At 38.5% G+C, this 11,895-nt stretch carries 8 protein-coding genes; 6 read left to right on the forward strand and 2 right to left on the reverse strand.

What is annotated here, in order from left to right:
- Positions 1-815 precede the first annotated feature (815 nt).
- Entirely contained in the window at positions 816-968 is a 153-nt protein-coding gene (gene yfhS / locus AC3WJF_RS15785; RefSeq protein ID WP_492453931.1) for a mother cell protein YfhS, read from the forward strand.
- Between the two features lie 286 nt (positions 969-1,254).
- Here the strand turns inward: yfhS and gltC are convergent, their stop codons facing one another.
- Positions 1,255-2,160 (reverse strand): glutamate biosynthesis transcriptional regulator GltC, encoded by a 906-nt coding sequence (gene gltC / locus AC3WJF_RS15790; protein WP_492453863.1) that lies wholly within the window; start codon positions 2,158-2,160, stop codon positions 1,255-1,257.
- 130 nt (positions 2,161-2,290) lie between these two features.
- On the opposite strand from gltC, the gene gltB reads away from it, so the two are divergent.
- Both gltB and AC3WJF_RS15800 read left to right on the forward strand, forming a co-directional pair.
- The gene (gltB, locus tag AC3WJF_RS15795; RefSeq protein ID WP_492453865.1) at positions 2,291-6,841 is read left to right on the forward strand and encodes a glutamate synthase large subunit; all 4,551 of its coding nucleotides are present in this window, start codon (positions 2,291-2,293) and stop codon (positions 6,839-6,841) included.
- Between the two features lie 248 nt (positions 6,842-7,089).
- Positions 7,090-8,517, forward strand: a complete 1,428-nt coding sequence (locus AC3WJF_RS15800) for a glutamate synthase subunit beta (protein WP_492453867.1) — start codon at positions 7,090-7,092, stop codon at positions 8,515-8,517.
- 17 nt (positions 8,518-8,534) lie between these two features.
- Here AC3WJF_RS15800 and mutY read toward each other — a convergent pair whose 3' ends face one another.
- Complete coding sequence (gene mutY / locus AC3WJF_RS15805) at positions 8,535-9,635, reverse strand: A/G-specific adenine glycosylase (protein WP_492453870.1); 1,101 nt, start codon at positions 9,633-9,635, stop codon at positions 8,535-8,537.
- Between the two features lie 355 nt (positions 9,636-9,990).
- Here mutY and AC3WJF_RS15810 point away from each other — a divergent pair, with 355 nt between their 5' ends.
- The 3 genes from AC3WJF_RS15810 to AC3WJF_RS15820 all read left to right on the forward strand — a co-directional run bounded on the left by AC3WJF_RS15810 (position 9,991) and on the right by AC3WJF_RS15820 (position 11,442).
- Entirely contained in the window at positions 9,991-10,974 is a 984-nt protein-coding gene (locus tag AC3WJF_RS15810; RefSeq protein ID WP_492453872.1) for a metal-dependent hydrolase, read from the forward strand.
- Positions 10,975-11,086: 112 nt separating this feature from the next.
- Positions 11,087-11,251, forward strand: a complete 165-nt coding sequence (locus tag AC3WJF_RS15815; RefSeq protein ID WP_492453874.1) for a small, acid-soluble spore protein K — start codon at positions 11,087-11,089, stop codon at positions 11,249-11,251.
- 35 nt (positions 11,252-11,286) lie between these two features.
- Positions 11,287-11,442 carry a YpzG family protein gene (locus AC3WJF_RS15820; RefSeq protein ID WP_492453877.1) on the forward strand — a complete coding sequence of 52 codons (156 nt, stop codon included), beginning with the start codon at positions 11,287-11,289 and terminating at the stop codon, positions 11,440-11,442.
- The last annotated feature ends 453 nt before the right edge of the window (positions 11,443-11,895 follow it).

Genomic DNA, 11,895 nt, shown 5'->3' on the forward strand with positions numbered 1-11,895 from the left:
AACACTTATAAAGGACAACTCGTTCCACTTTTCGCTTCCTTTTGTCCTTTTAAACACTTATAAAGGACAGTTCACTCTGATTTTTGCTTCCTCTTGTCCTTTTGAACCCTTCTAAAGGACACTTCACTCCATTTTTTGCTTCCTCTTGTCCTTTTGAATCCTTCTAAAGGACAGCTCGCTCCACTTTTTGCTTCCTCTTGTCCTTTTGAATCCTTCTAAAGGACAGTTCACTCCACTTTTCGCTTCCTCTTGTCCTTTTGAATCCTTCTAAAGGACAGTTCACTCCACTTTTTGCATCCTCTTGTCCTTTTAAACACTTATAAAGGACAACTCGTTCCACCTTTCGCTTCCTTTTGTCCTTTTAAACCCTTATAAAGGACAGTTCACTCTACTTTTTACTTCCTCTTGTCCTTTTGAACCCTTCTAAAGGACAGCTCGCTCCACTTTTCGCTTCCTCTTGTCCTTTTAAATCCTTATAAAGGACAGTTCACTCCACTTTTTGCTTCCTCTTGTCCTTTTGAACCCTGATAAAGGACAACTCACTTTCACTTTTTTCTTAAAAGAGTTCAATAAGACAGTTTTGATTGATCCGCAGGTGACAGTATCCGAATTAATGATATTCTTGAACAACTTCGGCAAATTTAAACACTATCTCTTTTTAAACTAGACCATTTTGTCACAACCAACGGAACTGGTGTCCGCCAAATACGATCTCCATCTAATTTTTTATAAAATGTATAATCAACATTTCCGCAAAGAAAACTATTGGTATTCGAAAACGAAAGGAGTGTTCCAAATTGGATAATGTTCGTGATATGACGCAAATATCAATGATGTCAAAAACAGAGTGGACGGATGAGGAGCTTTCCTATTACCATCATTCCCTCCAGCAAATAGCTCCGTATCTAAATGCGGAAGGGCAGACCATACATCGGGAAATAGTGGAAGAAATAACACATCGCGGATAGCCTATCGGGTTTTCTTATGTTGTGCCAAGCTGTGAAAAAAGGTTAAATTACTAATTTATTCTCATAGTTTTTTTGCCACTAAATTCTCAGGAAAAACTACAAAAAGTTTTATCATTCATAATCCGGATGAAGGACAGTTCCTTTGTTACCCGAACTTGTTTTGTCCTTCACAACCCGAATGAAGGACAGATCGCTTATTACCAGACCATGTTTTGTCCTTCATTACCCTAATGCTACAAATTTCACTCATCCGTACGCCGATGAACAGGCGCTTCCACCTTTCACATCACATCTGAAACCGATATAATCGATCATAAAAGGATTTTAGAAATTTATATAATTGCTGTTCGGACGGGGCAAGTTCTCTATTTTTTGGAGTCATGACGCCTACAGCCCTAAAGAATTCGGGACCATTCAATTCAACTACTACAACATCCTTTGGAACATTATGGGACAATGCCAGTTCTGGTAAAATGGCGATGCCAATTCCAGCTGCCACAAGTCCTTTAATCGTATCCATATCTTCGCCTTCAAATGCGATGGTAGGAACAAATCCAGCTTTTTGACACGCTTTAAAAATCATTTCGCGAATCGGTAGTCCTGAGCGGAATGTTACAAACCTTTCCTGTTCAAGCTGATTAATCCGAATGGTTTTTTCCTTTGCCAGCTCATGATGCTCCGGTAGCAATAACAGCATTTTTTCTGTAAAAAAAATATCCCCTTTCACTGCCGCATGATCGGTAGGAACAGGCGCAACAAAGGCCATATCAATATCGCCTTTTTCCATTAATTCTAATAAATATGGAGCGGTACCTTGTAATAATTGAAAATGTAATTTCGGATGCAATTCTCGAAACTCAGTGAATACCATAGTAAAGGTATGCACCGATAATCCTGTGGAAAAGCCTAATCGAATGACACCTTTCTCAGGGTTTAAGTATTCTTCCACTTTTTCTTTTGTTTTTTCCACTTCACTTAAGATCTTTTCTACATGCTCTAAAAATACTTTACCTATAGAAGTTAAGCGGACATTTCTTCCTTCTCGCAAAAACAAAGTTACCCCCAATTCCGCTTCTAATAGGCTAATTTGTCTGCTGATGGCTGATTGGGCAACATGCAATTCATCCGCCGCTTTCGTAACATGTTCATTTTTTGCGACCTCGTTAAAGTAAATTAGTTGCCTTAATTCCACGATTATCACAACCATTCTCATTTTGAGATTATTTCATTCTTAACTATATATTGTATAGATGAATAGTTTTAGAGTAAAATTTTTAATTATCAGATACTTCGGTATTTTTAATTTGGAAGGAATGTTGCTAATGAAAATGATTCGTTCTCCTATAAAAACGAATGGATTATATAGACCGGAATTCGAACATGATGCCTGTGGTATCGGTTTTTATGCAGATATAAAAGGCCGCCCTTCCCATGAAGTGGTTTCCACCTCTTTAGAGATGTTAAAACGACTTGATCACCGGGCAGGGAAAAGCGCGGATAAATCTACAAGTGATGGAACAGGAATCATGCTGCAAATTCCGCACGACTTTTTTTCATCAGTATGCCCATTTGAGCTTCCAAATCAAGGCGAGTATGCAGTTGGCATGCTTTTTTTACCACAAGAAAGTGAAGCCAACGAAAAAATAATTAATGAATTTTATAAAGAAGCTTCGAAGCACGGATTATCTGTTTTAGGAGTCAGATCAGTCCCCGTGTCATCAGAACTACTAAGTGAGCAAGCGAGAAAATCAGAGCCAAGCATTAAACAAATCTTTATTACACAAATCGTACGTCAAACAGACGAATTTCCTGCTCAATTGTATTCCTTAAGAAAACAAATTGAACAATTATATAAATCCGAAATGTATATTCCTAGCCTTTCAAATCGTACGATAGTTTATAAAGGAATGCTACTAGCAGAAGAATTATCCCATTATTTCTCCGACTTACGTGATGAAAGATTTACTTCATCCCTTGCCTTGATCCACTCACGATACAGCACAAACACCTTTCCAAGTTGGGAAAGAGCACATCCAAACCGTGTCATCGCACATAATGGCGAAATCAATACGATTAAAGGAAACATGAACTCGTTTCATGCAAAAAATATTTCCAATTTAGAAGTTATCGATCCTTCTGGAAGTGATTCAGCGATATTCGATAATGTCTTAGAATATTTACTTCTAAAAGGTGTTTCTCTTCCTAAAGCAGTGATGATGATGGTCCCTGAACCATGGGAACAAGATAAAGAAATGCCATCATACTTAAAAGCGTTTTATGAATATCAAAGCGGGTGTATGGAGCCTTGGGATGGCCCAATGGCACTTGGATTTACGGACGGAATACAGATTGGTGCAATCCTCGACCGAAATGGGTTACGTCCAGGTCGTTACTATATAACAAGAAATGATAGGATCATTTTTGCTTCTGAAGTTGGTGTTGTAGACGTTGACAATGACATGATATTAGAACGGAAGCATTTAAAACCCGGAGAATTACTTTTAGTTGATACAGTACAAGGAAGAATCATCCCTAATGATGAATTGAAAAAAACAATTAGTCTTGAAGAGCCTTATAGCAACTATTTAAAGGAAACCGTTAAAGAATTAAACGATGATCGTTTCAATCTAACTTCCAGCTTAGCTGGTAAAGACCTTCTTTTTCAGCAAAGGATGTTTGGTTATACGTATGAAGAGTTAATGAAAATGCTGAAGCCAATGGCAACAGAAGCAAAGGAAGCTACCGGCGCAATGGGAATAGATACACCGCTTGCTGTTCTTTCCGATAGATCGCAGTTGCTATTCCATTATTTTAAACAAGGATTTTCGCAAGTAACCAATCCTCCAATTGATGCAATCAGAGAGGAATGTGTCATTTCCACGATTTCTTGGTTAGGAGAAAATACGAACCCACTTGAAAACTATAACAAAGGTAAACGTAAACTTAAGCTGAAGCACCCATTTTTAACTTTTTCACAGCTTGATGCTTTAATGAATTCCAGCTGGAACGCAGTGAAGATTGATACTATTTTTCCGACTGACAGCAGGGAAACTGGATTAGCATCCGCTTTGGATAGGATTTTTTCTAAGGTTGATCAAGCTATTCAAGCAGGACATGAACTCATTATTTTATCTGATCAAAAAGTAGATGATCAGCATGCTGCGATTCCTTCCTTGCTTGCAACAGCCAGCATCCATCATCATTTAATTAAAAATGGTTGCCGCTCGAAAGCAAGCATTATTGTTGATACAGGTGAAGCACGAGATTCCCATCATATGGCGATGTTACTCGGATACGGTGCTGATGCTATTCATCCATATTTAGCATATGAGACGATCCTCCACCTTTGTGAAGATCAACATATTACCTTAAACATCGAACAGGCAGTTCAAAATTATCTTCACGCATTATTAGATGGTGTCATAAAAATCATGTCCAAGGTTGGCATTTCTGCGATTCAAAGCTATCGCGGTGCTCAGGTCTTCGAAGCATTAGGAATTTCGCAGCAAGTTCTAGACCAATACTTTACTGGGACTGTTTCACAAATTGGTGGTATTGGAATAACGGATATCGCTCATGAAACATTAATGCGACATCAAAAAGCAGTTACCGAATTGGAACTTTACGATCAAACATTAGATTCTGGAAGTGAGTTGCAATGGCGTAAAGGTGGGGAATTCCATCAATTTAACCCATTAAGCATCCATACCCTTCAAAGGGCAGCAAGAACAAACGATATAGATGTGTATAAAAAATTTGTCAGCATGAATGAAAATGGACCATTTACAACGATACGCAGTCTTTTAAAAATAGAAAGTGATCGCTCCCCTGTCCCTCTCCATGAAGTGGAGCCAGTCGAAAACATTTTGAAAAAGTTCAAAACCGGAGCAATGTCTTACGGCTCTCTTAGCAAAGAAGCTCATGAGGCATTAGCAATTGCGATGAATCGAATCGGCGGCAAAAGCAATAGTGGTGAAGGCGGCGAGGAAACAGAACGATTCCAAACGGATGCAAACGGAGACTCCCGTAAAAGCGCCATTAAACAAGTTGCTTCCGGAAGGTTTGGAGTAACAAGCTATTACTTAACAAATGCAGAAGAAATTCAAATCAAAATGGCACAAGGAGCAAAACCCGGTGAGGGCGGCCAGCTGCCTGGACAAAAGGTTTATCCATGGATCGCTGAGGTTAGAGGTTCCACTCCTGGGGTAGGATTAATCTCCCCTCCACCGCATCATGATATTTATTCCATCGAAGACCTTTCCCAGTTGATCTACGATTTAAAAAGCGCCAACCCAAAAGCAAAAATCAGTGTAAAGCTTGTTGCAAAAGCCGGCGTTGGAACAATAGCCGCAGGTGTTGCAAAAGGATTAGCAGATACTATCCTAATTAGCGGCCATGACGGCGGAACAGGCGCATCACCAAGAACAAGCATTAAACATACCGGTGTCCCTTGGGAAATCGGATTATCGGAAGCACATCAAACTCTTTTACTAAATGGGTTAAGAGAGAAAGTAACCTTAGAAGTAGACGGAAAATTAATGACAGGAAAAGACGTTATCGTAGCAGCATGCTTTGGTGCACAGGAATTCGGGTTTGCTACTGCCCCACTTGTTGTTCTTGGATGCATAATGATGAGAGCATGTCACTTAGATACATGCCCTGTTGGAATCGCTACTCAAAATCCATTGCTTCGAGAAAAATTTGCAGGAAGCCCTGATCATATCGTGAACTATATGCATTTTATTGCCGAAGATGTTCGGGAAATTTTAGCTGAGTGCGGGTATCGAAGCCTCGATGAAATTGTTGGCAGGACGAATCTTTTAAAAATTAAAGAGGAAGTAACCTCGCATTGGAAAGCAAAGCATCTTGATTTAAATGATCTCTTATATAAACCGTCTGATAGAACTATTACTCCTCAAACACAGGATCATGAATTAGAAAACCGCTTCGATCAACGGACCCTTATTCCTTTGTTAAAAACAGTTATTGAAAATGGACAGAAAACTACCTTGCAATTTGATATTAAAAATACGGACCGTTCAGTAGGAACGAGTTTAGGTAATCTAATTTCGGAACAATACGGTGCGGAAGGCTTGCCAGAAGATCAAATTCACATCCAATTAAAAGGTTCTGCCGGGCAAAGTCTTGGTGCTTTTATCCCGAAAGGCTTATCAATCACTTTAGAAGGTGATGCCAATGATTATGTTGGAAAAGGATTGTCAGGAGGCAAGCTGATCATTAAACCAGATAACAATTGGAGCATTCCACAAGTAGATGCCATTATTGGCAATACTGCCTTATTTGGTGCAACCTCCGGTGAAGCATATATTCGTGGTGTAGCAGGTCAAAGATTTGCCGTACGGAACAGTGGTGTGAAAGCGGTCGTAGAAGGCGTCGGAGACCATGGCTGTGAATATATGACAGGCGGTAGAGTTGCTATTATTGGACCAATTGGGAAAAACTTTGCTGCTGGAATGTCAGGGGGAATCGCTTATATCTTCAAGGGTTTTTCTGCTGACGAAGACATCTTGCCACATATCAACCAAGAGCTAGTGGATGTAGAACAGGTAACATTCGAAAATGAATTAATCGAACTTCATCAAATGATTAACAAGCACTACCTATTCACTGGAAGTCCAAAGGCAAAAACGATCTTAAAACATTGGAAACAGCTGAAAAAACATTTTGTCAAAATCATCCCACATGAATACAAAAATATGACTGCAATGATTGATGATCTGCAAAATCGAGGATTATCAAATGCAGATGCACGACTTACCGCTTTTAATATAAAAAAAGAAGGAAAATTGCTGGAAACATTACACGAATTCGAAACACTTTCATCTCCAATTCAAGATAGTCAATCTATTTAGTCTTCTAATTAAAGGTAGAATTTCGGAAAATCGGCATTTTTGCCGATTTCTTTTAAAAAAGGCTGCTTTGAATAGATTATTGCTTTTCGTAATATGCTTTAATCTAAAATTAGACTTAGTTCCGGGGCATCTTTTCTTAAAAAATATGCATTCTAAAGCCGAATGAAGAATTTAATAAGATTTTCTTTTTCAAAAGCAATATGGTTAAGAAAAGAGCCTTTAAAATTAGCGTGGGAGTGAAATTTTTTATGGAGCATTTAACAGGATTCATCGACATCCAAAGAGAAAACCCTGATGAACAGCATCCACTAGATAGGATTAACCATTGGCAAGAGTATCAAAAACCACTTTCGGAGGATGCTATAAAATTACAAGCTTCTCGCTGTATGGATTGTGGGACTCCCTTTTGTCAAATCGGGGCTCTTATTAATGCAAAAACTAGTGGATGTCCATTATATAACTTAATACCAGAATGGAATGAGCTTGCTTATCAAGGAAAATGGCTGGAAGCCTATCACCGGCTGGCAAAAACAAATAATTTCCCAGAGTTTACTTCAAGGGCTTGTCCTGCTCCTTGTGAAGGTTCCTGCACTGCCGGTCTGCCAAGTCAGCCTGTTACGATAAAAAGTATCGAAAAAGCTATTATTGACCGAGCATTTCAAGAAGGCTGGGTAAAAGTAAACCAACCGAGTATAAGAACCTCCAAAAAGGTTGCAATAATCGGATCAGGACCTGCAGGGCTTACAGCTGCGGATGATTTAAATCAATTAGGACATCATGTAACGGTATATGAAAAAGACGATCGTTTTGGCGGCCTGCTTATGTACGGCATTCCAAACATGAAAATCGATAAAAAATATGTAGAACGTAGAATTGAGCTGCTTCACAATGAAGGAATAGTCTTTAAGGGAAATACTAACATCGGAGTCGATATTACTTTGGAAGAATTAAGGAAGGAATATGATGCCGTTTTAATTTGTACTGGCGCCGATAAACCACGTGAACTTAATATCAATGGCCGACATTTAGTTGGTATCCATCCTGCAATGGAATACTTAAAGGAAAGCACAAAGCATCTTCTTAATAAACAATATGTGCCTAGTATTAGTGCTACGGATAAAAAAGTTATTGTGATCGGTGGCGGTGATTCAGGTGCAGACTGCGTAGCAACTGCTATTCGCCAAGGCTGTAAAAGTGTTATTCAGTTCGGGAAACATGGGAAGCTTCCACCCACTCGTTCCAAATCAAATCCATGGCCGGAAAATCCTCAAGTATTTACATTGGATTATGCGTATGAAGAAGCTGATAGCAAGTTTGGTATGGACCCACGGCAGTATTTTATCGAAACTAAAGCATTCCATGGTGACAAGGATGGAAACATACAGAGCTTGGAAACAACTTCTTTTCAAGAAGATGTTCAAGTTGAAAGCCGTTTTTGGGAAGCTGATCTTGTCCTTATTGCTATCGGATTTGAAGGTGTAGATGACTCCTCATTTTTAAACGTTGAGAAGAAACGAAACAAAATTTTCGCTAATGATGTTGATTTTAAAACAAATCAAGAAGGAATTTTTGCTGCAGGTGATGCGAGAAGAGGACAAAGTTTGATTGTTTGGGCTATGCAAGAAGGAAAAAAAGTTGCACAGGAAATAAATCGTTATCTATTTAGTGAAAAATAGCAGGCAACGGTTGCCTGCTATTTTTCCATTGTACCTTGATACTCTTTCCATATTTTCTGGTGTGATACTGGAAAAGCGTATTCAGCCAATTCTTCTGCTGTTACTAATTTTAATGTAGTGGTTTCTTTCACCTTTCCGATTATTTCACCGGCATATACTTCAATTCCCCATGTTAAATGGGAGAATACATGATCAATTTTCGCAAAAGTTCTTGTTTGCATTTCACCTTTTACTTTATATTCATTTAAAAGAAAGTCCTCTAAAACCCGTCTTGGATGGACGATTTGGCTTTTTTCGACATTAGGGAACTCCCATAGATCAGCTAAAAGTCCTTTGTTCGGTCTTTTATGAATTAGGATTTTTCCTTCTTCATTTATTAATAGCCCCGCAATAAGATCGACATGCTTGACACTTTTCTTCTTTGTTTTAACAGGAAGCTCACCTTGAGTTCCTTCTTCAAAAGCATGACAATGCTCGCGAACTGGACAAAGTAAGCATGAAGGCGATGTCGGAGTACAGATTAGCGCTCCTAATTCCATCAATGCTTGATTAAAGTAAGAGGGATTTTCCTCCGAAATTAATTGCCGAACTGCATCTTCAAATATTTTCCGTGTAGAAGGTTTGGCTATATCCTCCCAAATAGATAATATTCTTGAAAAAACACGCATGACATTGCCATCTACGGCTGGTTCTGGTTTTCCAAATGCAATGCTTAATATCGCACCAGCTGTGTATGGACCGACCCCTTTAAGCATCGAAATTTCCTTTGGATTGTCGGGAACCTTGCTGTTGTATTTTTCTTTTACTTCTTTTACAGCAGAGTGAAGATTTCGTACACGGGAATAATAACCTAAACCTTCCCAAGCTTTTAAAACTTTTTCTTCATCGGCAGCTGCAAGTTCATCAATAGAAGGGAATAGCTGGGTAAAATTCAAGAAATAAGGGATTACGGTATCTACTTTTGTTTGTTGCAGCATGATTTCGGAAACCCAAACTTTGTAAGGATCTTGGTCTTTTCTCCACGGAAGGTCCCTTTGTTCTTTTTCAAACCAGCTTATTAAATCATCTTGGAATCTTTTTATATTTATGTTGTTAATATTTTTTAATGTTTCACTCATTGGTTAAACCACTCTCTATTTTGGGAATATATAAGAAAAGCGAAAGTTACTTGCTCATCGTAGTACGGATTTCGTAGTTTTCGACTGTGATAAAGGAAACACGGCGAGCCGATGTTGACCTATCGTACGAAGGAGACGTAGAAATCCGCTAGCCGATAGGCACCGTAACTAGACTGAGACTAAACTCATAAGACAAGTTAATTAATAAGAAATAAACTAGTCAATTTTATCATTTATATGGATTTACTAGTTTATCTATTGCTTTTGCATCGTTACTACCATATCATGTTTTAAGTAAAGCGGAAAGTAGTTACTGGATAGCTTTCATAAACGCCTTCTTGAGGAGGAAATTAGATTGGATACAGGAACACATCTTGTTATGGGGTTTGCTTTAGGTGGTTTAGCAACCTTGGACCCCGTTGTTGCACACGATGCTGTCAATACACATAGTGTCCTAGTAGCAACAATCATTGGCTCGCAAATACCTGATATCGACACGGCACTAAAGTTTAAAAATAATGCTGTTTATATACGTAATCATCGGGGAATTACTCATTCTATTCCAGCGGTTATTCTATGGCCGCTTTTAGTTTCCTTAGTGGTTCATTTATTAATTCCAAGTGCTAATATGCTTCATTTGTGGATTTGGACATTTATTGCTGTATTTCTCCATGTTTTTGTGGATATCTTTAATGCCTATGGCACCCAAGCGCTTCGTCCACTATCTATGAAATGGGTGGCGCTCGGGATGATTAATACATTTGATCCGTTTATTTTTGGTATGCATATTGTCGGACTCATTTTGTGGGGAGTTGGCTTTAACCCGGGAATTACTTTTTTAACGATGTATATCATTATTATCTTTTATTATTTACTGCGCTTCCATGAACAAAGGTCGATTCGCAAGGTTGTAATAAAGGAAATTCCAGATGTGAAGAAAATCATCGTTGCTTCTACGATGCGTTTTTCTAAATGGAGAATAGTCGTAGAGACGGATGACCATTTTTACGTTGGAAAAGCTGAAAAACGTACTATAAAAATTTTAGATACTTTCAAAAAAATCCCTGTTCCTAATACACCAGAAATTGAAGCAGCTAAAAAGGATAAAAATTTATCTGCGTTCTTATCTTTCTCACCAATTTTTAGGTGGGTAGTAAAAGAGAAAAACGACAAAACTTATGAGGTACGTTTCATTGATTTACGTTATCGCAGCAAGGGACATTATCCCTTTGTAGCAATCGTTGAGCTCGATGAGGATTTAAATATTACCGGATCCTATACTGGTTGGATATATAATAAGGATAAGTTACGAAAAAAATTAGATGTGGCAGCACGCTGACTTCCATCTATTTCATAATGTTTCTTTATCATATGTTCTTGAAAAATCAGTCATACTATAAATACGTGAGAAGCTTTTTTCACGTATTGGACTCACATATAGGAGGAACTTTATGCGTAACAAAGCGAAAGGTTTTCCATATGGAAATGATAACAAATTCGAAGGTGAACCGAGAGCAAAAGCTGAATTTGCATCCAAACGGGCTGATGGTTCTACAAATACCCATCCAGGGGAACGGATGAAAGCATCTGGCACGCGTGATCAAGATTCTATTTAGATAGACTCTAGAAACGATGGAAAGGGGCTTTTGCAATGGGAAAATCGATGAATACTCACCGAAATCGAACTGCAAGTCCATTTAATCGCGGATGGTACACTCCAAAACATGCCCACTCACAAATTAACGGGCAAACTAAAATGTCACAGGATTTAATCATTTTGGAACATCAAACAAGGAAACAATCATAATTTGAAATGTGAAAGCGCCTTGCTAATTCTTTTTAGCAGATAGGCGCTGGAACTAAAATAAAGAGCCTGTAACAGGCTCTTTATTTTTGTCTTTTTTCATAAACTCTGTTGCTTTTAGGAAAACTTTGATGGGAATAATGCGGGACTATCCGTATAAAGGACATCTCGCTTCGCTTTTTGCTTCCTCTTGTCCTTTTGAAACCGTATAAAGGACATCTCGCTTCACTACTTACTTCCTCTTGTCCTTTTGAAACCCTATAAAGGACAACTCACTTCGCTTTTTGCTTCCTCTTGTCCTTTTAAACCCACCTAAAGGACAACTCACTTCATTTTTTGCTTAATCTTGTCCTTTTGAATCCACATAAAGGACAACTCACTTCACTTTTTGCTTCCTCTTGTCCTTTTAAACCCGTATAAAGGACAACTCGCTTCCCTTTTTACTTCCTCTTGTCC

Source organism: Heyndrickxia sp. FW510-T9 (assembly GCF_058781025.1).

Bases quoted from the DNA above. Each gene is read 5' to 3' on its own strand.
- AC3WJF_RS15820 (WP_492453877.1), top strand. From the start codon at position 11,287: ATGGGAAAATCGATGAATACTCACCGAAATCGAACTGCAAGTCCATTT.
- mutY (WP_492453870.1), bottom strand. From the start codon at position 9,635: ATGAGTGAAACATTAAAAAATATTAACAACATAAATATAAAAAGATTC.
- gltB (WP_492453865.1), top strand. From the start codon at position 2,291: ATGAAAATGATTCGTTCTCCTATAAAAACGAATGGATTATATAGACCG.
- AC3WJF_RS15800 (WP_492453867.1), top strand. From the start codon at position 7,090: ATGGAGCATTTAACAGGATTCATCGACATCCAAAGAGAAAACCCTGAT.
- yfhS (WP_492453931.1), top strand. From the start codon at position 816: ATGACGCAAATATCAATGATGTCAAAAACAGAGTGGACGGATGAGGAG.
- AC3WJF_RS15815 (WP_492453874.1), top strand. From the start codon at position 11,087: ATGCGTAACAAAGCGAAAGGTTTTCCATATGGAAATGATAACAAATTC.